General features: G+C 43.0%; 23 protein-coding genes. 14 read left to right on the top strand and 9 right to left on the bottom strand.

All coding sequences use genetic code 11. From position 1 onward, the window contains the following. Positions 1-526: 526 nt before the first annotated feature. Complete coding sequence (locus OEV42_10990) at positions 527-2,527, top strand: AAA family ATPase (GenBank protein MDH3974793.1); 2,001 nt, start codon at positions 527-529, stop codon at positions 2,525-2,527. Next, positions 2,524-3,372, top strand: coding sequence for an HNH endonuclease (locus tag OEV42_10985; GenBank protein ID MDH3974792.1), 849 nt, complete (start codon positions 2,524-2,526; stop codon positions 3,370-3,372). Before OEV42_10990 ends, OEV42_10985 begins: the two co-directional genes overlap by 4 nt. Before the next feature lie 263 nt (positions 3,373-3,635). Here OEV42_10985 and OEV42_10980 read toward each other — a convergent pair whose 3' ends face one another. After that, on the bottom strand, positions 3,636-3,959 hold the full coding sequence (locus OEV42_10980; GenBank protein MDH3974791.1) for a helix-turn-helix domain-containing protein: 324 nt from the start codon (positions 3,957-3,959) through the stop codon (positions 3,636-3,638). Between the two features lie 184 nt (positions 3,960-4,143). On the opposite strand from OEV42_10980, the gene OEV42_10975 reads away from it, so the two are divergent. The 12 genes from OEV42_10975 (at position 4,144) to OEV42_10920 (ending at position 15,471) form a co-directional block, all read left to right on the top strand. Continuing rightward, positions 4,144-4,371, top strand: coding sequence for a hypothetical protein (locus tag OEV42_10975; GenBank protein MDH3974790.1), 228 nt, complete (start codon positions 4,144-4,146; stop codon positions 4,369-4,371). Positions 4,372-5,133: 762 nt separating this feature from the next. Beyond that, positions 5,134-6,315 carry an NnrS family protein gene (locus tag OEV42_10970; GenBank protein ID MDH3974789.1) on the top strand — a complete coding sequence of 394 codons (1,182 nt, stop codon included), beginning with the start codon at positions 5,134-5,136 and terminating at the stop codon, positions 6,313-6,315. Continuing rightward, complete coding sequence (locus OEV42_10965) at positions 6,315-7,415, top strand: hypothetical protein (GenBank protein MDH3974788.1); 1,101 nt, start codon at positions 6,315-6,317, stop codon at positions 7,413-7,415. Before OEV42_10970 ends, OEV42_10965 begins: the two co-directional genes overlap by 1 nt. A gap of 550 nt (positions 7,416-7,965) precedes the next feature. Further along, on the top strand, positions 7,966-9,846 hold the full coding sequence (locus OEV42_10960; GenBank protein MDH3974787.1) for a PAS domain-containing sensor histidine kinase: 1,881 nt from the start codon (positions 7,966-7,968) through the stop codon (positions 9,844-9,846). Positions 9,847-10,225: 379 nt separating this feature from the next. Beyond that, positions 10,226-10,684 carry a hypothetical protein gene (locus OEV42_10955; protein ID MDH3974786.1) on the top strand — a complete coding sequence of 153 codons (459 nt, stop codon included), beginning with the start codon at positions 10,226-10,228 and terminating at the stop codon, positions 10,682-10,684. A 112-nt stretch (positions 10,685-10,796) separates the two neighbouring features. Further along, complete coding sequence (locus OEV42_10950) at positions 10,797-11,336, top strand: TlpA family protein disulfide reductase (GenBank protein MDH3974785.1); 540 nt, start codon at positions 10,797-10,799, stop codon at positions 11,334-11,336. Positions 11,337-11,575: 239 nt separating this feature from the next. Next, positions 11,576-12,430, top strand: a complete 855-nt coding sequence (locus tag OEV42_10945) for a cytochrome c (protein ID MDH3974784.1) — start codon at positions 11,576-11,578, stop codon at positions 12,428-12,430. Positions 12,431-12,449: 19 nt separating this feature from the next. Beyond that, positions 12,450-13,067 (top strand): hypothetical protein, encoded by a 618-nt coding sequence (locus OEV42_10940; protein ID MDH3974783.1) that lies wholly within the window; start codon positions 12,450-12,452, stop codon positions 13,065-13,067. Between the two features lie 188 nt (positions 13,068-13,255). Continuing rightward, on the top strand, positions 13,256-14,035 hold the full coding sequence (locus tag OEV42_10935) for a GPMC system MBL fold metallohydrolase (GenBank protein ID MDH3974782.1): 780 nt from the start codon (positions 13,256-13,258) through the stop codon (positions 14,033-14,035). A 21-nt stretch (positions 14,036-14,056) separates the two neighbouring features. Beyond that, positions 14,057-14,590 (top strand): cob(I)yrinic acid a,c-diamide adenosyltransferase, encoded by a 534-nt coding sequence (locus OEV42_10930; protein MDH3974781.1) that lies wholly within the window; start codon positions 14,057-14,059, stop codon positions 14,588-14,590. A gap of 156 nt (positions 14,591-14,746) precedes the next feature. Next, a complete protein-coding gene (gene crcB / locus OEV42_10925) occupies positions 14,747-15,133 on the top strand; it encodes a fluoride efflux transporter CrcB (protein ID MDH3974780.1) in 387 nt (128 codons plus the stop codon). Next, complete coding sequence (locus OEV42_10920; protein MDH3974779.1) at positions 15,130-15,471, top strand: DUF190 domain-containing protein; 342 nt, start codon at positions 15,130-15,132, stop codon at positions 15,469-15,471. The genes crcB and OEV42_10920 overlap by 4 nt, the downstream gene beginning before the upstream one ends. A 4-nt stretch (positions 15,472-15,475) precedes the next feature. Here OEV42_10920 and OEV42_10915 read toward each other — a convergent pair whose 3' ends face one another. From OEV42_10915 to OEV42_10880, 8 genes are all read right to left on the bottom strand, one after another. Further along, positions 15,476-16,018, bottom strand: coding sequence for a hypothetical protein (locus tag OEV42_10915; GenBank protein MDH3974778.1), 543 nt, complete (start codon positions 16,016-16,018; stop codon positions 15,476-15,478). Between the two features lie 24 nt (positions 16,019-16,042). Further along, positions 16,043-16,468: a transcription antitermination factor NusB gene (gene nusB / locus OEV42_10910; GenBank protein MDH3974777.1), complete on the bottom strand. Its 426-nt coding sequence runs from the start codon at positions 16,466-16,468 to the stop codon at positions 16,043-16,045. Positions 16,469-16,471: 3 nt separating this feature from the next. Then, positions 16,472-16,936, bottom strand: coding sequence for a 6,7-dimethyl-8-ribityllumazine synthase (gene ribE, locus OEV42_10905; protein MDH3974776.1), 465 nt, complete (start codon positions 16,934-16,936; stop codon positions 16,472-16,474). A gap of 72 nt (positions 16,937-17,008) precedes the next feature. Next, entirely contained in the window at positions 17,009-18,208 is a 1,200-nt protein-coding gene (locus tag OEV42_10900; GenBank protein ID MDH3974775.1) for a bifunctional 3,4-dihydroxy-2-butanone-4-phosphate synthase/GTP cyclohydrolase II, read from the bottom strand. 109 nt (positions 18,209-18,317) lie between these two features. After that, entirely contained in the window at positions 18,318-18,956 is a 639-nt protein-coding gene (locus OEV42_10895) for a riboflavin synthase (protein MDH3974774.1), read from the bottom strand. A gap of 10 nt (positions 18,957-18,966) precedes the next feature. Further along, on the bottom strand, positions 18,967-20,058 hold the full coding sequence (ribD, locus tag OEV42_10890) for a bifunctional diaminohydroxyphosphoribosylaminopyrimidine deaminase/5-amino-6-(5-phosphoribosylamino)uracil reductase RibD (protein ID MDH3974773.1): 1,092 nt from the start codon (positions 20,056-20,058) through the stop codon (positions 18,967-18,969). Between the two features lie 130 nt (positions 20,059-20,188). Further along, positions 20,189-21,622, bottom strand: coding sequence for an HD-GYP domain-containing protein (locus OEV42_10885; protein MDH3974772.1), 1,434 nt, complete (start codon positions 21,620-21,622; stop codon positions 20,189-20,191). A 23-nt stretch (positions 21,623-21,645) separates the two neighbouring features. After that, entirely contained in the window at positions 21,646-23,343 is a 1,698-nt protein-coding gene (locus OEV42_10880) for a HEAT repeat domain-containing protein (protein MDH3974771.1), read from the bottom strand. Positions 23,344-23,496 lie beyond the last annotated feature (153 nt).

The raw sequence follows: 23,496 nt of genomic DNA, 5'->3' as shown, positions 1-23,496 counted from the left end.
GAATCCGGTTTTTAATTGTTATAGATACCCGATAAGAGCCTTCGGGTATGACACATGTTTAATTGGTTAACAGTCAGGGACAAGCTATTAATAGCGCATGATAAACACCCTTAACTTAGTGCCATTCGGATGTGTCCCTATTATTAATTATCAGAATAGATCACTCAAAAAATTAAAAAATATTTTCCATCGACTTGATAAAGGTTCTTTTGGATTTCGATATCCATTTGAACAAAATGGGACAACACCATCATTCGAAAAACAAGAAACAATTGAAATGAAGAAAATAATCCTACTATATGATACTGCTATAAAGCTCTTAACATACACTACCGATGTGGTAGCAGAATACTTGCCACCTTCCAACCCGTAATCGTTTCCTTCCTGAATTGCTCAAGACTAACCTTCTTCAAGTAATAGCAACTTTTAACTAGAAAGTTGCATTATTTTTCTACATATGCTTTATTGCTACAGCAAGCGTATGTTATTGAATAACATATGAAAAGCATGCCAATCATTGATTAAAGTGGTAACCTTGCATATCAATCAATCAAGAGATAACATGATAATTATTTCTAGAAAAATCAAATCGGAATTATTTAATGCCATTATTAAGGAACAGCATCCTTTTGGAAGGGATGCGGATAGTGAAGAGATTCTGGAGTTTCTAATGGATATCTGGGATTTAAGAGCTATGCCCTCTGAAGATTCTAGATTTGATGATGCGTATGGCGACATTGTCCAGCATACAATCAACAATTACGATTGGGAGTTGGAATATCTATTTATAGACCGACTAAAATTATTTGAAGACGATGAAATATTTGTCAAATTTGTTGAAAACATAGTTAATCCTAAACACAGAGATGATGAAGATGAAATATTAAAATTTGTATTACTCATTAATTCTTACATAGAAAAAGAAGATTTTGTATTAGCTATTTCCGGATATAGCGATGATAACCTTCCCATATACCAGCTACAAGTCAAGCAAAACAACAATTTACCTTTTGATTTACCGCCAAATAAAATTGAATTTCATGTAATAAAAAAATCACTTGGTCATACTAAAAATTTTTCATCTCATGCCCCGCCTAGTTCTAAGCCAGCGTTCATTTTAGTATATAATGAGGGTTGGAATGATTTTACTTATAAAACAGAATTCTCACTTTTCTACTATGGTGCTGATGACTCCGAAAAATATATAGGAGAGACAAAGATAACTGATGGTACTAGTCAGCATACTGTAACAAGCATACCTAGTAAGTTTACCATCCTCGAAAATAACTTTTGCTCATTGGGGCAAAAATACAGCTTTTATAGCAACCTTAAAGAGGTTACTGGTAGAAATTTTGAAAGTGTTTTGTATGCACTGAAAGATTCTGCTTTTTTCCCTGAAATTCATGATAGATATGAGAAAAACGAAATTTTTAATGAATCACTTATTAGGTTTGATGAGGCAGAACAGTTATTGAGGGTTGCAAAACATAAAGTTTATGGATTTGATTTAACGAACCTGTTTAGCTTCAAATTTAGTTTTCAACCAAAGTATGCCAGTGATCCAATCGATGTGCTTTTTGATTTTAATAGTAATAAAGAGTTGCCTAGTAGGATATACGCTATTATTGGCAAAAATGGAACTGGCAAAACTCAGCTGATAACATCGTTACCAATAAAAATTTCTCAAAAAAAGGATGAGCATTTCAGTCCAAGAGCACCACTTTTTAGCAAAGTAATTGCTGTTTCTTATAGCCTTTTTGACAATTTTGAATTACCAAAAAAAACATCGTATTTCAATTATATTTACTGTGGTTTGCTCAATGAGAAAAGTGAAAAAAAAGAATTACTTTCACAAAGACAACAAGTTCTTCGTTTCCATAACAATTGGAAAAGAATCGAAAAGCTCCAGAGAATATATAAATGGAGAAAAATTCTTTTAAATTTCATTGATGAAGAAATTATAAACACGTTTATTGTTGAAAAAGATGATGATAAGACAATTAATGGCTACGCTGTCAGTATAGATGGTTTTAATAAAATTAAAGATAAACTAAGTTCTGGTCAGAGTATTATTCTATACATAATCACCGAAATAATATCAAACATACGGTTGGACTCTCTACTCCTTTTTGACGAACCGGAAACACACTTACATCCCAATGCTATATCACAATTAATGAACACAATATGTGATTTAGTTCAACAATTTCAATCATACTGCATTATAACAACGCATTCTCCGCTACTAATCCAAGAACTTTTTTCAAATAATGTTTATATTATTGAAAGGCACGAAAATATATCATCAATAAGAAAAATTGGCCTTGAGTCGTTTGGTGAAAACTTAACAGTACTTACTGAGGAAGTATTTGGAAATAAAAATATTGAAAAGCAATACAAAAAAATAATAGATAATTTAATTGAAAAAGAAAAAGCATACTCTGAAATTGTTTCAGCTTTGGAAGCGGATAAAATACCGTTAAGCTTAAATGCTCGTTTATACATCAAAAGTAAACTAAATCAATGAAAAACTTAAACATTTACGATCAAGATACTTTTGAATTTCACAAGAAGGTTGTCGGCCATAAAAGAAACTCAGAAGAGGATCCTACTTATAAGGCAAGAGTTTCTGCGTTAAATGATGCAATTGAAAAACAATTTAAAAAATATGATGAGAAATTTGATGAAGATAAATTAGAGACATTACACAGCCTAGGATATACAGGGGACGAAAAGAAGATTTTACATAAATTATATGTATTTAAAAGTAAAGTCCTTCAAGAGCTTAAAGTACAATTAACTACAGATGAAAATAACAGAATAATTAACACTTGTCAGAATTGCACTATAAGTGAAGTAAACTCATTCGATCATCTTATCCCAAAAGAAGAATTTGCTGAATATGTCGTTAATCCTAAAAACTTATTTCCTTGTTGCACTACCTGTAATAGTCTAAAAAGTACAGCGTGGAGAGAAGACAACAAAAGGATTTTTTTAAATTTATATCTTGATGAACTACCAGACGTACAGTTTCTATTTGTTGAAGTAATGGAGAATTCTGGCGAATTAGATTTGAGGTATTATTTAGAGAATAAATATGGTATTGATCCAGAATTATTTCATTTGATTGAAAGTCACTATTATAAATTAAATTTATTTCAGCGATTTAAAGAGAGTAGTGATTCAGTTATATCTGAATTCGAAACTTCAATAAATGCATTCATCAAAAAGTTGCCAATCGAAGATATAAAAGAAACTATTATTGAGGAATGTGAGAAAAATAAAAAAGCTTTTGGACATAATTACTGGAAATCAATATTAAAAATGACACTGGTAAATGACTTTAACTATATGAGTAGATTTGATAAGTAGCCTTCAACTTCAGATAGGATTGTATTCTTAGCTACCGGTTTCAATTAATAATCCTTAAAAAATTAAATCTATAAAATCACCTACTTGTAGGTGAACTAAATATAATCAATTCTCACAAATCAGTGGGCATAACGCATTAGAACAGAGGGGGAAAATTAATTAGCTCCCATATTAAGGACAGGAATTCTGGGGACAAAATACTTAATTCCACTCTAGCAAATAAAGAGCAGAGCCACTGCTCTTTATTTTAATACCCCCCCCCTCTACTTCTCCACTGCCGCCCTGATCAAATTCAACAAAAGAACAAGCTTTTCATCATCTGCTTTATTAATCAGTTTTTCAATCTCCGCTCTCATCTCTTGCGGACTTTTAAGGTGGCGCTCAAACTCAAAAAGTTCTTTCATCTCTACTTCCAATACCCTGGTAATATTTTCAAGCGTATCGAAGGAGGGGAAGCTCTTGCCCACTTCTATTCTGCTTAATTGTTTCGGGTCAATATTCAGTTGTTCCGATAGTTTTTCTTGAGTCAGGCCTTTGGCCTTACGCAATTCTTTCACTCTTATCCCTAACAGTTCCTTTTTATTCATTACTTACCCCCTAAAGTTATTGTTTTTCTATTAGAAAAACAGATTATCCGACATTTAGAGGAATACAAGAACCATATCAAATATTGAATTTTATCTTGAATGGTAACATTAAATGCGGTATAGTGGACATCAAATGTTACTTTATTTTTGAAATAACCATATTTAATATTGAAAGGAGATAGCTATGAGCAGACCAAATCCACTTTTCCATGAAGATGATCATCCCTTCGATGCATTGCAGAGAGTCGGTTTTATTTTGGCTTTTTTGAGGGATTTTCATGCCCACAATTCGGGGGAAGTCACTTTCAGTAAACGGAGCAGGGAGGGATTTATATTTCTTATCGGTATGCTGGAAGATACAACATTTCAGATTTCTAAAGCGGTTTTGGATATGGGGAAAGAGGGGGAATAGGGTTGCAGGTTATGGGTTAAAATCCAGTTGATCCTGTAAATCCTGTCAAAAGAAAAAGAATTAAAAGCCTTCATACTTTTCTTTGACGGCCTTTATGCCCTTGAGGGTGAAAGATAAAGTATGCAAAAGAAAGGCCGCCCTACATCTTGGCCTGCGGCTTCCCTCGTTCCACTGCTATCTGTGGCGGGTTTATAAACTCGCTTCGCTCAGACAGTATAAACCCTTATTTCCACAGATAACAGTTCCACTCGGCTGCGTTTGATGGGAAGAAAAGATTGGTAAGACCTTTTAGGAAAAAAAGGGGGATAGGGTTGCAGGTTATGGGTTAAAATCCAGTTGATCCTGTAAATCCTGTCAAAAAAAGAATTAAAAGCCTTCATACTTTTCTTTACCCTCAAGGGGCATAAATTCCGGCAAAGAATAAGTATGCAAAAGAAAGCCGCCCTGCAATTCTGGCTTGTGGCTTCCCCCATTTTACGGATATTTTCGGTGGAGTTATAAACTTGCTGTTACTCATGTCTCCAGTCTATACAGCACTTGGGGAGGGTTGCCGCATGACGGGCCGGAGTGAAAAGGAAAGGGGCAATCCTTTCAAGAATCGGGGGCCTCTTTTTACAATTGTTTTCCGGCCTTGTTTTTGCTATAATTCCAACAAAAAAGCGACCTTGCGGAATAAATGATTACTCCTTTGCCCATCTGAAAAAATCGTACTTCACCTTTATCCACTAAATACAAAAAAAATCACCCTTAGGATTAAAACAAATGTCTCTATTTAAACGCAATAGAAGTTCTTATCAAATCTCATCCATGAAGCGGACACGAATACCTGTCTTTCATCGTTTTTGGGGCGCTGCCATGCTGGCAGGTCTTTTCATCGGGTTTCCCCTGGGAAGCTGGACCTGGGCAATGCTGAACGGGCTTGTCGATATTTTACCCGGCTATGCCGATTTAAAAGCGGTTCATTTGTCTGTCCAGGTTTTTGTATTCTTTGGATTATTTGTTGCCGGATTTGCTTTGCAGTCAGGAGCACATGTCCTGGGGGGATCACCACCAAAATCAGAGCAGGTAATCTGGATTTATCCGCTTATTCTTTTGGGTGTCATACTAAAAGTCATTCCTTCGGCGAATGTGCAAATAGCAGGCAATGCGCTTATTACAGCAGGTAATCTCTGGCTGCTTTTCGTTATGGTTCGTACCGCTCTTGGTGGAGCTCAGGAACGCCTTATCCCCATTGGGAGCCTTTTCTTTGTCGGATTTCTGACGCTGGCCGTCGCTCCCTGGCTTGATTTAAGCCAACCGCCGCAAGGCTTCTTTGTCCTGTGGTCCGGTGTTTTTCTTATCGTTCTGGCGGCGGGTCAGCAACTGATTGCCAATGTGCTGGGAGCAAAACGTTTTAACTCCCTTGGTGGCGTGCTCTTTGCCCTGACAGCTATTGCTTCTGTGGTTGTGCTGGGACTGACCGTTTTTACTGAAATGGAACTGCTGCAAGTGACGGGCATATTAATGGCCCTTGCTATTATTATCTACCTTGCTTTTCTCGGCGTCATCCCGGCATTGATTAAAACGGGCTTTACTTCCCTTGTCCTTGCCTTTGTCTTTAATTTTTTCTGGGCACTGGCCATTGCCTTTGCATTGATTTTTGCCGATCCCACGTGGGACGCCATACTTCACATCCTGGCATTAGGCAGTGTTACCACCATGATTATTGCCGTTGGCGCCAGGGTGTTGGGGTTTTTCTCGGGCAAGGTTGCTCTTTCCGAGGGAGCGCTGACGCTATTGATTGTTGCCTGGCAATTGGTTCCACTCCTTCGTGGAGGTGCGCAATTGTTTGATTTTTCAGCCCTCTTTTTAATCCTCTGGGCGGAGATTCTCTTTAGCCTGTGGGCAATCCTTTGTTTTAAAAGAGTATTAAAGGTTATGAATCCTGATAAAGTGGAAGAGTGATGGGTGAGCAGTTATTTAAATTCCTCTTTTTAATGGACCCCTACGATACGCTCAACCTTGAGACAGAGACGTCGCTGCTCTTAATGGATGAGTTGAAACAAAAGGGGCATACTGTGTACTGGATTGAACCGGACCTTCTTTATCTTGAACAGGACCGGGTTATGGGGGAAGTCCGGCCTGTTGAATCGGTATCACCCTTTCGGCTGGGGCTGCCGGAAGAGCAAGGGCTGGCAAATTTCGATTCTTTACTGATTCGTAATGATCCCCCCTTTGATATAAATTATTACCATTTAACGTTGCTCCTCGATTATCTGCCTGCCGGGGTTATTCAGATCAATCCCTCCAAGGCATTAAGAGATCTCAACGAAAAAATTTCAGGACTTCGCCTTCCCCGCTTTTCACCGCCTGCCATGACCACGAAAAACTGGCGTCACATGCTGCAATTCGTAAAAAAACAGGGCGAGATTGTCATAAAACCTCTGGGGGAGTGTTCCGGCAGAGGGATTGAAAAATTATCAGCAGAAGATCCGGCCCTTGAGCAAAGATTGAAAATGAAAATGGGCGAGGGGAAAAGCGCGCTCTATTTAACGGCGCAAGCCTTTTTACCGGCCATTTATGAAGGCGATAAACGCATTTTTCTTGTTGATGGAGAATGTTTGGGTATTGTAAACCGGGTTCCCCTAAATGGAAGTTTTATGGGAAATATTCATCAGGGCGCCAGGTGTGAGGCGGCCACTTTAAATGACCATGAAAAAGAGATCCTGCAAAAACTGGCCACCTTTCTTGAGTCTCACGGTGTTTTTATGGCCGGCGTTGATCTCATCGGCGGAAACATCACGGAAATCAACCTGACCAGTCCTTCTGCCGTGAGACAAATCAATGAAGTTTCGGGAATGAAAATCGAGAAGCTTATTGTTGAAAAAATCCTGGACTATGTTGCCCGGGAACAATCCAGACAATCAACCAAGGCACCGCAAATAGCGGAGAATGTACCCGCCGGGGATTCAGACAAAGCGCAATCCCTGATTTTAAAGCGCCTCAATAGTGCAACACTTTGCCGGGATTTGCTCAAGGGATTGCCTGCTCCACTTTCATCTTAATGAAAACCGCTTAATCGTCTGCTTTTTTTAACGATTACCCTTATTTTTCTTCTGTCCGTGGATTAGGGCTTTTTATTGTGATAAGCTTAAAATATCACGGGTATTTAACCTGGAAAGGGCGGTTATATCGAGCAATGACCGGTTAGGAAATTGCAATTGATTGTCATTTCGAATGAAATGAGAAATCTTTACCCAAGGTACGTTAAGATTTCTCCTCGTACCTCGTCGAAATGACAATCTCATGGCGTATTTACCTTAAAATTAATCATTGAAATTCCTAACCGGACAGTACCGGGTTATATCATGGTTTCCGGCGCAACTGCGATTTTGTAAAAGCGCTGTGAAATCCTGTGTAACACTATCAATCCATGCCCAACTGCCCTTGCCGGGATTAACAAAGGTTTTCCTCTTATGGGACAGGGGAACATGCCTGCAATCAAGCGCTTCTGACTCTTGTCCACAGGGTTTATCTTTTTAGTAGATTGGGGGGGAATCCCCTTGAAATACATTTTAATCCAGGGTAAGGGGCGGTCTTTTTGTGGGGGAAGTAATGCATGCAAAAAACAGACGTGAAATAAAGTGGAGAATGTTCCTCATTGTCGGCGCATTGGGGGTCAGCCTGATCAGCATGCTCAGCTACAGCGCCTATACAGGTATCCGGCTAAATGCCAGGTATGCGCATCTTGATGAAATCGTTATGAAGATTCAACTGGAGGGAACAATGACCCACCTTCTGGCCCTGGAGATGATGGCCGGTGATATTCAGGTAGAGACAACGGTTATCGGTAAATACCTGGATAAGGTCGAAAATTATACGCAGCTTATGCTGGAAGGCGGCATCGCCCCGGAAGGGTACGTTGTGATTCCTCTCGATGATGCGGACGTTCGCCGTAAACTTGTAAAAGTCGCAAAAATGCAGGATGAACTCAGGGGAATTCTTTTTCAACTCCTGAAAACCGCTCGCCCTGAAAGTGTTGTTCGTGAGAGCTATCATCTCATTTTTGATGACTTCATGAAAAATGCGCAAGAGGTGGAACATGTACTCCACAGGCTGATAGATAAGGAGTTAAACAGGTTAAAAGGCACGGAAACAGCGCTTGTTATCTTCGGTATCATTCTCACGGCGCTTGCCTTAATCATCTTTCACCGCTTTGAGAAACAGCGAAAAAAGAGTTACAGCATGCTTCAGGAAGCTTATGCGGACGTGAAAGAGGAGGTTGAGGAACGAAAGATTACCGAAGAGAAATTGAGAAAATCGGAGAGCAGCTATGCCGACCTCTATGAAAATGCACCCGACATGCATGTTTCGGTGGATGCCCGAACGGCACAAGTCGTGCGATGCAACCAAAGACTTGCCGACAAGCTGGGATACAGGAAGGAGGAGATTATCGGTCGCTCCATATTTGATCTGTATCAACCTGATTGCATTGACTATGTAAAGAAGAAGGTTTTTCCAGCCTTTATTGAGACGGGAGAGGTGCATAATGAGGAACTCCGCTTAAGGAAAAAAGATGGTTCCAGAATTGATGTCAGTCTCAATGTGACAGCCGTTCGCGATGAAAAGGGCAAGGTTCTTTTCAGCAGATCGACCTGGCGAGATATTACCGAACGCAAGAAAGTGAAGGAGGAGCTAATAAAGGCGAAGGAATCCGCCGAAAGCGCCAGCAGGACGAAAACGGAATTCCTGGCCAATATGACACATGAATTAAAGACACCACTATCCGCCATAATCGGTTTTTCCCGGATTATGTATGAGGGAGGGGCCGGCAAGATTACTGATCAGCAAAAGAATTTTCTGAGAGACATACAGGAAAGCGGCGGCCGTATTCTCACAATTGTGGATGATATTCTTGACTTTTCCAATATAGAAACGGGCAGACTGGAACTCAGTTGCTCCAATGTCGATATGGGTTCTCTCGTAGAAGAGGGCCTCATATTCGTCAGGGAAAGGGCAGTCAAAGAGGACATCAGCTTAAACAAAGAGGTAGAGCCTTCCACTCTTTCTTTGTTTGGTGATGAAAAGAGGCTCAAACAGGTGCTGGTCAACCTGCTTTCCAATGCTGTCAAGTTTACGCCTCATGGCGGATCTGTTGTCGTCAGCGCAAGAAGAAGGGAAAAGGGAGAGGAGGGATTTGTTGAAATAGTTGTCGAGGACAGTGGCATAGGGATAAGCCCCGAGGATATGGATAAGCTCTTTCAGCCCTTCAATCAGCTGGATACACCTTTTAGCAAGAGATTTGAGGGTATCGGGCTCGGCCTTGCACTTTGCAAAAGGATTGTAGAGATGCACGGTGGAAGAATATGGGTGGAGAGTGAGGAAGGAAAAGGAAGCAGATTTGCCTTCACTATACCGGAAAAGCAGGATTTTATCGGGAAAAGCACCTGTCCGGAAGAGGAAAGTCCGCCTCAGTCTAACGATATGAGAGAATAAACAGATAAAACAGGTTTATTTATACTTTAAGGAAAAATCTCCCCCCTGCCTATTCCCTTCTTTGACAAGGGGGAAGGGCTGCACTGCAAGATAGCTCTGGCTGTGCAGCAATCATTCCGGAAATTGCAGCAAACCAGGGCGAAAGTCAAAATAGAAATTTCTCCTCAAGTGCTCACAAGAACCGCCATCATGATGGATATCCTTGTGGCGCCTGGCTGCGTGTTTTGCTGCTGCCCGTCATATTGCTAATTATGGGATGTATGAAAAAGTCGGATCGAAAAGTCATCGCGGGATATGGTAAGCTTTTAGGAGGAACCCAAAGGGCGGTTTGTACGTGGGAAAGGACTTTTTTTCATGCTAAAGGAAAAGGATTTTTCAAATGGAAAATAAAAGAAACAGGGCATATTGGGTCATTACCGTTTTTTTAGCTCTATCGGCCCTGTTGTTGCTAATGGGGCAAACGATGGCAATAGTGAATTATGATTTTGCGGTGCAACTTGGTTTACAGGAGGATGTCACTGAGGTAGGTGAATATGGTTTACAATTAAACCGGGCTTTCGGTGCGGCAGATACACTTGTTTATTTGCCGCTAATCCTTATTTCGCTGGTGGGTCTCTTTTTGAGAAAGCGGTGGTCCTTAACCATAACAGCAGCCGTAATGGGTATATCAGCTTATTGGGCAACAACAATCGTCTTCATGCTGTTTTTTCTCACAGGTATTCCTCATTATTATCTGGAACCGGGGATAGAATATGGGCTGATTTTAGGGGCGTACATAATCTTTGGCCTTTGGGGCATGATTTACCTCGCCGTACGTGGAGAAAGGATCGTCAACTAAAGGGTGAAGATTTCCCATTCTACATTCATGCAGTTACCTTATTCTTGATATTTTCCCTGTTTCAAGCTATTGTGCGCAATCAATTCGATAACAAACAAAGGAGGAACAGACCTTGAAGAACCTTGTCATCGCCATATCCCTTTTACTCTTTTTAACATCAACGGTAATTTCATCTGAAGCTGTCGGCGGAAAGGCGCCGGCATGGCAAGTGTCGGAGTGGATTAATGGCCCCGGTGTTAATGTGGAAGATCTTAAGGGGAAGGTTGTTGTCGTCGAATTTTTTCAGCTTTGGTGTCCCGGCTGCAACCGTTTTTCCATCCCCCTCATGCTGAAATGGAACCAGACCTTTTCCAAAGAGATAGAGGCGGGCAAACTGTTTATGCTGAGTATTCATACCGTATTTGAAGGGCATCAATTCCAGAGGCCGGAAAAACTGAAATCATTTGTCAAAGAAAAAGGGATTCATCACCTGGTAGGGGTAGATCTTCATAAAAAAGGTGAGAGAGTTCCTGAAACGATGAAAAGGTATAATACAAGGGGTACGCCGGAAATGGCTATTATCGGCAAAAAAGGTGTTATCCGGTTTCAGCAGTTTGGCTCTTTTGATATTGTTAAGGCAGAAAAATTGATAAAGCAGTTGCTGAAAGAATAGAGATTGCAGCAGTTGTTTGCATGCTTCTCAAAGAAAAGGAAAGCCTTTTAAACAGCTTGCAGGTTTTAATCCCCTTGATCCTGTAAATCCTGTCAAAAGAAAAAAGAATTAAGCGCTTGCCGCAGGCGGCATTAGGGGGATTGACAGGATAGAGGCTTTAGCGGTATTCCTTGTTTGCAATTTTTTCAGCTTTATGTTTTAAATAGTCAGTCAAATATTAAGAATGACGGGTAATTTTCATGCGATGGTTATATTTTATTCTTCTTCAGGTTTTGCTGATTGCGATTGTGTCAGGCATTGTCTACAGTCATAAAGACAAGGTGGTTCTGCTGAAAAAACCGCCCCAGTCTCTGCAAAAGTGGTACAAGCCGGAAAATAAACGGCAGCTGTGGCTGCACAATATGTTCAAACTGCGTCGCCAAATGCAGGCGGTTCGTTTCTATGCTGAAAAGAAAGATGCAAAACATTTGGAAAAATGGGCAACCGGCTTGATCAGTCATTATCTGAAGATTGCCGAAATGGTTCCTGAGTGGAAGAAAAAACTGGATATAAAAGCCCTTTCCCGTTTGCAGAAAAGCGTAAAAACCAAAGAATATGAAGATCTGTTCCATGCTCTCCAAGACTTGGGCAAAAGCTGTGAGTCCTGCCATGCAGATTACCGGGTTATTACTGCCGCCATATACCGTGCCCCCGATTTTAGCGCCCTTAAAATTAATTCATCGGTTCCTCTTCATGAACATATGGAAAAACTTACAAGCGAGGTAAATCAGATCAAAATTGCCTCTCAGGACGGTATGACAGCGCTTGCGCTTTCATCTTTGTCAGATTTAAAAAAAGGAATTCATCTGCTCGGTGAAAGTTGTGTCAATTGCCATAAAAAGGATAGGATGGTCTATCCTGATGAAAGAATGAACAAAACAATAAGCAGCCTGGAGGAAAGCCTGAAAACAGGCACACTCAAGGAACAGGGGCGGCATTTGGGCACATTGGCTGTGCTGGCTTGTGCCCGCTGCCACGGCGTCCATCGCCTCTCTTATGATGCCGGGAAAATATTTTCGGCTAATCAGGACTGGTTCGAGTTGATAAAACATTAATCCAAAAGCTATTCTTCACATGAAAAGGACAATATTTATCACCCTGGCTGTTATGGGTACCGGCCTGGCTGCATTTCTTCTTCTCAATTATTATTCACCTATTCAAACCTCCCGCCCGTCTCGCTTCGATGCCAACGATCAGGCGCTCTCTAACGGACTTATCGCAATAGATAAAAAAGCGCTTCCTCAAGCCGGCGGCAAAGTGGCCGCTTACTACGATGCGGCATGCGCTTTTTGTCATGATCTGCCCGATCCGGCCTCCCACGACGCTATTGAGTGGGCATATGTGGTGGACCGCATGGAAGAACTCATTATTGAGCTTAAGGGGAGGGAAAAGAAGATCCTTGTCCCCTGGGATGGGGAGATCAAAAAAGAGGTGCTCGCTTATCTCGAAGAGCAGGCCTTTCAGGGGATGAATCCTGATGATCTGCCGCATACCCCTGAAAAAGGGGCCAAACTCTACAAAGCGATTTGCGCCTCCTGTCATACGCTGCCCGACCCGTCCATGCATTCCCTGGTAGTTTGGGAGTATGTGCTCAGCAAAATGCAGCATTTCCAGAAGGATATGGCCTTGCCTGTTATGTCTGAGGAAGAGGTGGCGGCCCTTTTGGAATACCTTAAACCCCTGTCACGCTGACCACCGTAAGAGGGCAAGTCTTTTTTACAGAAGGGCGAAAAGGCTATGGCCGCAAATTATTCCGCCTTGATTTTTTGACAGCCTTTTTGAAGTATTTATCGGCTCTCTGATGAAGGGCCGTTAGCTTGCCGTCTGCGCCTTTGTATCTTGATATTTAGCCGATGATGTGCTAACGTCAACGCATAAATATGGCTGAAGAGAATGCAACGATTAAAGTCACCATCCTCGGTTCCGGGACTTCTACCGGGGTTCCGGCAATAGGCTGTGATTGTCCTGTTTGCTCCTCCCATGATCCCAGAGACAAACGAACGAGGGCTTCAATCCTGTTAACGCTGGAGGGGGCTAATGTCCTCATCGATACCTCTACGGACCTTCGGTACCAGGCATTAAAAAACGGGATTAAAAGGCTTTCTGCTGTTTTCTTTACCCATGCCCATGCCGATCATGTTCACGGGATAGATGAGCTTAGAAGCTTTAATTTTCTTCAGCAGGAGGCCATACCCTGCTATGGCGACAAGGAGACCCTCAAAAGAATAAAGACCATGTTTGCCTATATCTTCAGGGAGCAAAGGCATGGTGGTGGTATCCCGAAGCTGACGCTTCATGAGATGTCGGGGGATTTGCAATTACTGGGCAGAAAATTTATCCCTGTTGAAGTGCTTCATGGCGAGTTGCCTGTTCTTGGATACAGGGTTGCAAATATGGCCTATGTCACCGATTGCAGTGAGATAGGGCCTGCGTCGATGGAGAAATTGAGAGGGCTTGATCTTTTGATCCTGGGAGCGCTCAGGCACAGGCCGCATGCAACCCATTTTTCACTGAGTGAAGCCCTTGAGGTTGTTGAGGCTTTAAAGCCCAGGCGGACACTCTTTACCCATATGGGGCATGAAGTCAGCTACATTAAAACTTCAGCTGAGTTGCCTGAGGGCGTAGAACTGGCTTATGACGGCATGACTGCAGTTATATAAAATGAATTCAAGGAGCATTGTGTGACGGAAGGACTGATACATATTTATACGGGGGAAGGTAAGGGAAAAACGACAGCCGGCATGGGGCTTGCCATAAGGGCGGCGGGGCAGGGATTAAATGTTTGCATCATCCAGTTCCTGAAAGGTGGAAACAGGGGCACAGGGGAGCAAAGACTCATTGAAGAGAAACTTCCCGGAATAGAATTTATCTGTTCTGACATGATTCATCCCATGTTTTTAAAGAAAAAGCCGCTTTTTACCAGGATGGTGGAAGATGCTGAAAAAACCTTTCAACTCTGTAAAGAGAAAGCCATGTCCCGTGAGTATGATCTTCTGGTTCTTGAAGAGATAAATAATGTTGTTGCCAATGAATGGCTCGACTGGGTAGAGGTGGCAACATTCCTTGAAGGGAAGCCGAAGGAACTGGAAGTGGTTCTTACCGGCAGAGATGCCCACCCCCGGTTGCAGGCCATGGCTGATTATGTAACGGAAATGCTGAAGATCAAGCATCCTTATGATAAGGGTTATATTGCAAGGCGGGGGATTGAGTATTAAGGGGACTGTTAAGGAAAGTCATTTATAAAGGTTTCTTTAAGGTCATTACGGATTAAAGGAGGCAAACTTTTTTTCGGTCAATTTGTCAGATGGGAGATTGCTTCGTTACGTTGTTTTTCACAAAGACTGGAGAAGAAAAGTAAATAGTCAAAAACCATGCAACAGCTCCTGTATATTGGAATAGCCGGTTTTTTCGGCGCCCTGGCCCGTTATCTCCTTTCGGGGTGGACCACATCTGTTGTGGACGGTCGCTTTCCTCTGGGAACAATGACCGTTAATGTGCTCGGTTCGCTCTTTCTTGGTTTTCTCTACACCCTTTCTGTGGAAAGGCTTGTTCTGCCTCCCGAACTTAAGGTAGCCCTTACCGTCGGTTTTCTCGGCGCCTTTACCACCTTTTCGACATTCAGCCTGGAGACTTATAACCTGATCAGGGAGGGGAGCATCTTTCTTTCAATAGTCAATATTATTCTTAACATGTCGCTGGGGCTTGCTGCCGTTATTGCAGGTGTGTCAGCGGCAAAAATTCTTTATGGCGGGCAATGATGAATTATAAAATGGTAAAAAAGAAACTGCTCCGTGTATTTATTACCGAGGCTGACAAAGAGAGGGGAAAACCGCTCTATTACGCTATTATTGATCTTTGCAGGGAAAAGGGTTTAAGCGGCGCTACCGTTATCAAAGGGGTGGCCGGCTATGGTCTGCATAAAGTGGTTCATACCGATAAGATACTCCGCCTGTCGGGAGACCTGCCGCTTATTGTGGAGGTCATCGGTGAAGAAGAAAAAATGGCGGTGCTCATTCCAGCCCTTGGTGATATTGTAAGTGAAGGCCTTATTGCTGTGGAAGATATTGATGTTGTTGCTTTTGATGGAAAGTCCTGACTTATTACCCTGACTCTTCCATACCTCTTACTTCTTTTCTCAGCTTTTTCATATAGTTTTTTGTCTTGTCGAGGTCGCTTTTTTCGAGAACAACAGTGGTATAAATATCATGGTCCTTGATCTTTTTTCTCTCCAATAATGCTGCAATTCCCCGGATTAATGCCCCTGTGGCATCAGTACTTTCAAGAGAGGTCAGTTTTTTAGGGGGAAGGGCAATGGTAAAATTTTTAACATTGATATGCACCATTTGCTCTATGATTTTGCTGCCTGCCTCTTTGAGTTCTCTTTCGTTCATTCTCGATGAATCACCCAGGCCCGTCATGAGGATTTTTTTTGCGCTTATCCTGTATTCAGGAAGAAGGAGAGTCGATTCACCTTTGTCACCGCTGATTTTTCCTTCATTGATGAGTCTCGATATTCTTCCTCTCATTCTCCAGTCAATAAGACCGGCAGCGCCCTTGAGCGGTCTTTCATCGCTGAAAAAGGGCAGAATGACGACTTCCGTTTCAATACGATCGATATCTGTCGATAAGAGTCTCGTTTTCAAGATTCAGCCTTGATTCTTTAAAAATTACCCGGTCTTCTTTTCTCCGGGGTTCCTGCTTTTAAAAACCTTGTCCAGGATGCCGTTGATAAAGGCGCCCGATTCTTCCGTGCCGTAGAGCTTGCCCAGTTCAATGGCTTCGTTTATGGTCACTTTTGAGGGGATACCTTCCATATGGAGCAGTTCATAGGCTGCAAGGCGCAGAATATTCCTGTCTGTAAGGGACATTCTTCCCAGCTTCCAGTGCTCCGATTCCCCTTCAATAAGGGCATCGATTGTTTTCATGTGCTCGCAGATTCCCTTGATCAATGCTTCAGCAAAAGACCATGACTCTTTTTTTACCTTGAAATGGTTTTTGAATTCCTGCAATGCCGCATCCCGTGAAACACCGGTAATGTCGATCTGGTAAAGCACCTGGAGAGCAATTTCCCTGCCTTTTCGCCTTGTTCCCATCCCTTAGATACTTTTCAGCAGGTTAGCCATTTCTATTGCACTTACTGCCGCATCAAAACCTTTGTTTCCTGCCTTTGATCCGGCCCTTTCAATAGCTTGTTCCAGGTTATCTGTTGTAATGACGCCGAAGGAGACAGGCAGGCCTGTTTCAAGAGATACCGTTGCTATTCCCTTTGAGACCTCTGATGCCACGTAGTCGAAGTGAGGCGTGCTTCCTCTGATAACGGCGCCCAGGCAGACAATCGCATCGACCTGGCCCTTTTCCGCTATTTTTTTTGCGGCAAGGGGAATTTCAAAGGCGCCCGGCACACGGACTATTTTTATCGATTTTTCACTGCCGCCATGTCTCTTGATTGCATCCACGGCGCCATGGAGAAGTTTTTCACCTATAAAGCTGTTAAACCTGCCTAAAACAAGAGCGAAGCCAAGCCCGCCGGCATCCAGGTTTCCTTCATATGTATCAGCCATTATTACCTCCTTTTATGTGGGGACCTTTAGCTCAGGCCCTCATAAATTGATTACATTTTTTAATAAACGAGCCTATAAATTGAGAAGATGGCCCATTTTTTTTCGCTTTGTTTCCAGATACTTGAGGTTGTTTTTAGTTGGTGACATCTGGATGGGCACTCTCTCCACGATTTCAAGCCCGTAACCTTCAAGGCCTACGATTTTTTTTGGATTGTTTGTCATGAGCCTGATCTTTTTAATGCCGAGATCGACCAGTATCTGGGCGCCGAGGCCGTAATCTCTGAGGTCGGATTTAAAACCGAGCATTTCATTGGCTTCTACCGTATCTTTCCCTTCATCTTGCAGGGCATAAGCCTTGAGTTTGTTAACAAGGCCGATCCCGCGGCCTTCCTGGTGCATGTATACGATGACGCCTCTTCCTTCCTTTTCGATGATCTTCATGGCTGTGTGCAGCTGGGGGCCGCAATCGCACCGTTGAGAGCCGAAAACGTCCCCTGTAAGACACTCCGAATGGACCCTCACCAGCATCGGTTCTTCAGGGTCGATATCACCCTTGACTAAAGCAAGGTGCTCATGAAAGTCGACCTGGTTTTCGTAAGCAATAGCGTTGAACTCACCACCGTAAAAGGTAGGGATAATCGTTTCCGCCGCCCTGTATACAAGGCTTTCCTTGAGCATTCTGTATTTGATGATATCGGCTGTCGTCACAATTTTGAGTTTGTGTTCCTCACCAAATTTTTCGAGGTCCGGCAGTCTTGCCATGGAGCCGTCGTCATTCATAATTTCACAAATAACGCCTGCCGGTTTAAGCCCTGCCAATCTCGAAAGATCGACGGATCCTTCCGTTTGTCCCGCTCTGACAAGCGTTCCTCCCGCCTTTGCTCTTAGGGGAAAGACATGGCCCGGTCTCGATAAGTCTTCGGGCTTTGCATCATCTGAAATGGCTGTTAGTATGGTGGTTGCTCTGTCGGCAGCCGATATCCCCGTTGTTACCCCTTTTTTTGCTTCAATGGAGACGGTAAAGGCGGTGTTAAAGTTTGACGTGTTGTCACTCACCATGAGGGGGAGTTCCAGTTGATCCGCCTTTTTTTCCGTAAGGGAGAGGCAGATAAGGCCCCTGGCAAAGCGGGCCATAAAATTAATTGCTTCCGGTGTTACCTTCTCCGCCGCTATAACGAGGTCTCCTTCATTTTCCCTGTCTGCCTCATCGACGAGTATTACCATTTTACCTTGACGAAGATCTTCAAGGGCATCATCTATTTTGCTTATAATTGGCATTTATTTCTCCTGCATTTATTAAATATTATCCCACGAAATCTTTCCGATACAGATAAATTGTAAAAGTCAATCCGTGAAATCTGTGTCCAAATATTTTTTAGGCTTAAACAAAACCGCAATCTTCAAGGAGGTTCATATGAATGCCTCCTCCTTTATTGCCTGTTGTCAGTTTTTCTACATATTTTCCAATGATATCGGTTTCTATATTAACTTCATCACCCCTCTTTATGGCGCCAAGCGTTGTTATTTCCAGTGTATGGGGGATAATGTTAAGTGAAAAGCTGTTTTTTTGCACACTGTTTACGGTAAGGCTGATACCGTCAATGGCTACAGAGCCCTTTTCCACGATGAGCCTGACAATATCCTCGCCTGCCGAAATTTCGAGGTAAACCGATTCTCCTCTTGCCTCTTTTTTTATTACCCTGCCTGTTCCGTCAATATGGCCTGTTACGATGTGACCGCCAAACCTGTCACCTGCTTTAAGCGCTCTTTCCAGGTTGACTGTGCTTGACGCAGCCAGTCCTGCAAGGCTTGTTCTCGATAATGTTTCTTCAGAGACATTGGCACAAAAAATGCCGCTTTTTATTTTCGTCGCGGTGAGGCAAATGCCGTTTACAGCAATACTGTCACCAATTTTATCATTGGAGAGATCAAAGGGAGCCATGACGGAAAGTATGAAGCCCTTTTCCGCTCGCCTTATTTCTTTTATCTCCCCCTTGCCTTCAACAATACCTGTAAACATGGCAGGTTTCTTATGCGTTCTTTTTTATATAGCCCTCGATAAGAATATCAGGGCCTATTTTTTTTGTTTTCATGGCTTCAATTTCTATCGCTTCGGCGAGAAGGTTTGCCCCTTCGCCGCCGACAACGCTTACCGACTGGACTCCACCCATGATTTTCGGCGCATAGAAGAGGGCAATTTTATCGACAATTCCTTCTCTAAGCGCCGAGGCATGGATTTCACTTCCTCCTTCGATCATGAGAGAGTTGATATCCATTTGACCGAGTTTTTTCATGAGCGGTTTAAGTGGCACAATGCCGGCTGCATCAGGAAAAACAAAAACCCTGACACCCATATGCTCAAGTTCTTTTACCTTCTTTTCCGGTGCCCTGTCTGTTGTGGCAATGATGAGAGGTGCCTCGGAATTCCTGTTGATGACTTTAGCACCCGGTGAAATGATCAGATTTTCATCGACAACAACTCTGACAGGATCTTTTCCTTTTCTTTCTCCAAGCCTCGTTGTCAGAGAGGGATCATCTTTCCTGATGGTTCCGATACCGACCATAATGGCATCGGAACAGTCTCTCATCTTGTGAACCTGCCTTCTTGCCCCTTCTCCCGTTATCCACTTCGATTCACCGGTCTTCGTTGCGATACGGCCATCCAATGTGGAAGCGGCCTTCAAGGTGACAAAAGGCAGACCTGTTGTAACATGCTTGATAAAGGCTTCGTTAAGTTTCCTGGCTTCCTTTTCGCGAATGCCTGTCTTTACTTCAATACCGGCATCGCCAAGTATGCTGATTCCCTTTCCCGCAACTCTCGGATTGGGATCTGCCATGGAGATGAAGGCCCTTTTAATGCCCGCCTTCACAACGGTATGGGCGCAGGGTGGGGTTTTGCCATAATGGCTGCATGGCTCAAGGTTTATATAAAGGTCGGCGCCTTTTGCTTTTTTCCCTGCGGCCCTGATGGCGCTAACTTCAGCATGGGCCTGGCCGGCTTTTTTATGATAGCCTTCGCCGACTATTTTACCGTTTTTAACGAGGACGGCCCCTACGGCAGGGTTGGGAGACGTTCTGCCGTAACCTTTTCTGGCAAGCCTTAGTGCGCGGCCTATAAACATGTGGACAGAGTCTCTCTTTTGCACCTTTTTTAAATCCCGCTCGAAATGAACAATTTTATACTAAATGGCTGGAAATAACAAGGTTTTTGCGGCGCACCAGAGTAAATGAGGGAAAGCTTTTTATAGGGCGCTAGAGGAAGTAGCGGCTTATATCGATGTGGTACTCTTCGGGGTCGACGGCTTCTGCAATTCTCCTTTCCTTATTTGCGTCGGCAAGGTCTATCTCCGGCCCGTCGATTTCATTTCCTGCCCTATCACTGATGAGCTTAATGACAGGGGAATCCCACATTTCAGGCGCAGGGTTGCTCTCCATGACAACGGCCAGTTCTCTCGTGCTTAAGAGAACCAGTGAGCCGACAGGGTAAACACCTACGCAATTGATGAAGAGTTTTAGCAGTACGGGATCGTAAATTTCTCCGGCCCTGTCGCTCATAAATTTCAGGGCCTTGTCCGGTGTCATCGGCTTTCTCGAATAGACCCTTGATGAAGTGACGCCGTCATAACAGTCGGCAATGGCAATAATTCTGCCAAAGAGGCTCATTTCCCGTTTGTAGACGATGTTGGGATAACCCGAGTTGTTAAGGTTCAGGTGGTGTTCAAATGCGCCTGTAATTATCCTTGCGCTCAAGGTGTCGAGCCCTTTTAGTTTCATCAGTTCCTTTACCCCGTGCAGGGGGTGGCTTTTCATGACTGCCCACTCTTCATCGGTAAATGGCGCCGGTTTATTGAGAATCTGAAGGGGAATATCCGACTTGCCTATATCGTGAAAGAGGGATGCCAGTCCGAGTTCGCAGAGGGTCGCTTTTTTAAGGCCTATCCTTTGCCCTATTCCCAGTGAAAGGATGCAGACGTTGACTGAATGATGATAGGTGTATTCATCGTGGCAGCGAATAGTGGTCAGTCCGATAAGGTTGGTTTCCGCTGTGAGCATCTGGTCGATCATGCTCTGTATGACCCGTTTTGATTTTTTCAGCTTCAGCGTCTGGCCGATTTTTACATCTTCCATAACGTCGGTAACAGCGCTGATCGTCTTTGCATAGAGGAGTTTTGCCCGTTCCTTGTTGCTCTCTAATTCATCCCCTGCCATTCCCTTCTTTTCTGTAAGCACCTCGATGGTGATGCTTTTAATATCCAACTCTTCGAGCTTTTCCTGGAACTTTTCAAATGTCTGAGGTGAGGGTAAGGGTTCTACTTCGCCGAATGAGTAGGCAAATTTGCCGATATCGGCAGCTGTTACATGGCTGTCAAAATTTATGGCGCCGATAAAGTACCTCTTCAGTTCACCCATAGTGAATGTGAAAGGTTCGATGGCCGATTTGTCAGGTTTCAGACGGTGTTCACCGACGAAGAGATAGCCCCCTTTCAGCTTTATCGACGTATCTTCCTTTTTGGCCTTAAGTTCTTTAATGATGCCTAGAACTTTCGATATGGGAGAATTCATGGCTGAATGCCCGTAATCGTAGTTTTTGGCTGTTTTAAGAAGAACAAAAAAGTGGTAAAGCAGGGTTTTGCATATCCTGTTAACTACCTCCTCGGCCTGTAATGAAATATTGTTTTCGCTCATTGACTGTCCTGTCTGATTAGAACTTACCTTGTCTGCGCTGCTGCCATGGCTCTCAAGGTCTGCTCAACAATCTCTTTAACCTCCCCCTTTTTGGCGGAAAGGGCTTCATTAAGGGTTTCTATTGCTTTTGGTGAGCCAAGTTGTCTCAAGGCTGACGCAGCACAGATAACATCTTCCCTTTCCTTTGATTTGTTGAACCAGAATTTTTTCATCAGTATTTCCCGGAGAAAGGGGATTATTTCCTCCGATCCAAGTGATCCTAATGCCTCAAAAAAAACCTTCTTTTCAGGCAGTTCCTTCCCCTCAAAGCTTTCAGCCTCTATAATTTTGAGAATCTGTTTGGTCCCTTTAGTATACTTTGCTTTTACCAGTGTTCTAAGCGCTCTTACCCTGAGACTGCTCATTTTGTCCAACAAAAATCGAAGCATATTTTCATAAGCGGCTTCACCGGAAATGGTCTGGAGGTAAAAAAGCACTTCTTTTCTTATTCTCGGGTCCTTGTGCGATATGAGATTTCGTATATGGTTGAGGGCCGTAGGGTCTCCAATGAGCCTGAGAATTAAAACGGCATTCCTTACAAGATACCATCTTTCGTCCTTAAGGAATGAAAAGAACTCTTCCGGTTGATCTCTCCCTATCTCAACAAGGCTTTCAATAAGGACCTTTCTCATGTCTTTTCGTGAAGCAACGCCAAGGAGATTGCACATGGGCTTTATTGCCTCTTTTCCGAACATGAGAATGAGTTTTTTTAACTGGACGGGTTTTACCCTATCCGTTTGGTCCACTATTTTTTCAAGCCCTGAAATCATTTCTTCTGAAAGCATGCTCTTTTTTGCTTCTAAAATAACCTTGATGAATTCATCCGGCGCTTCTCTTCTTTTGTTGAGCAGGAGAACAAAGTTGATCAGTTCAAGGGAATAATGGACTTCTCCTGCCTCAATCAGGTCTCTGATGAGATTGACCGTAACGGAAAGAAAGTCACGGAATGTAGTCAGCTCCCTTGTAGAGAGAAGAATGGCTGTGAGGATGCTGATTACATCGTCAACAGGCCGTCTTTTTTCTTCAAAATTTCTTGCCTGCTTGAGCCATGCTATCTCTTTGTCCGTAAGCGTTAGAATGCTTTGCGACAGCGTAAGGGGTGTGGGTAATGGCGGTGGTTTGGGAATACTTTTGCTTGCCTGCTCGACTCTTTCTTTCTGGTCCGGTGAAGAAGAACGCCCTGTGCCTATGGAATCACTATCAAATTCCTCATCGTCTTCCGATACTTCATACTGGATATGGGGCAGGTTTTTTGTCCATAGCCGGGTAACGATATCGTCATCTGTTTCGTAGGGGGCTTCCTGACCGATAATATCGAGAAAAGCATAGACCTCATCCTTTTCTATTCCTTCGAGAAATGAAATGGAGGTGAGCCCGTCGGAGTTGAGCTTGAATGCCAGACTGTCTTTGGCGTCAATGTTCTGATAGACGGTATGCCTTCTGAATTTCATCTCAAACTGTTCTACTTCAAGTTTGAGGTCGCCAAAGTCTTCGAGATGCTTATCCATATTTGCCGTAAGCTGCTCAAAAAACTTTTTATGGAGCGGATTGTTGGGAAGATAGATTTTGAACGCTTTGGCCGCTTTTGTCAAAGACTGGATGACATGGGTTATGGACGCCAGTTCTTCCTTGTTAACTTCCGGTTTTTCTTCATTTTCCTGATTTGTTAAGTTTTCCGGCACATCAATATCCTTATTTTCTGGATTCGGCAATGCATAAGTATATCATATGGATAATGATTGAGTTATCATAAAAATGATTCACTGTCAATGATATAAAATAGCATTTTCAGAGAGAAAAAAGTTGTTATTGGCAGAAATGAAAGCTACTATAGT

The organism is Deltaproteobacteria bacterium, from assembly GCA_029860075.1.
In the GTDB taxonomy this organism is placed as follows: domain Bacteria; phylum Desulfobacterota; class JADFVX01; order JADFVX01; family JADFVX01; genus JAOUBX01.
This window is presented reverse-complemented; position numbering and strand designations above follow the sequence as displayed.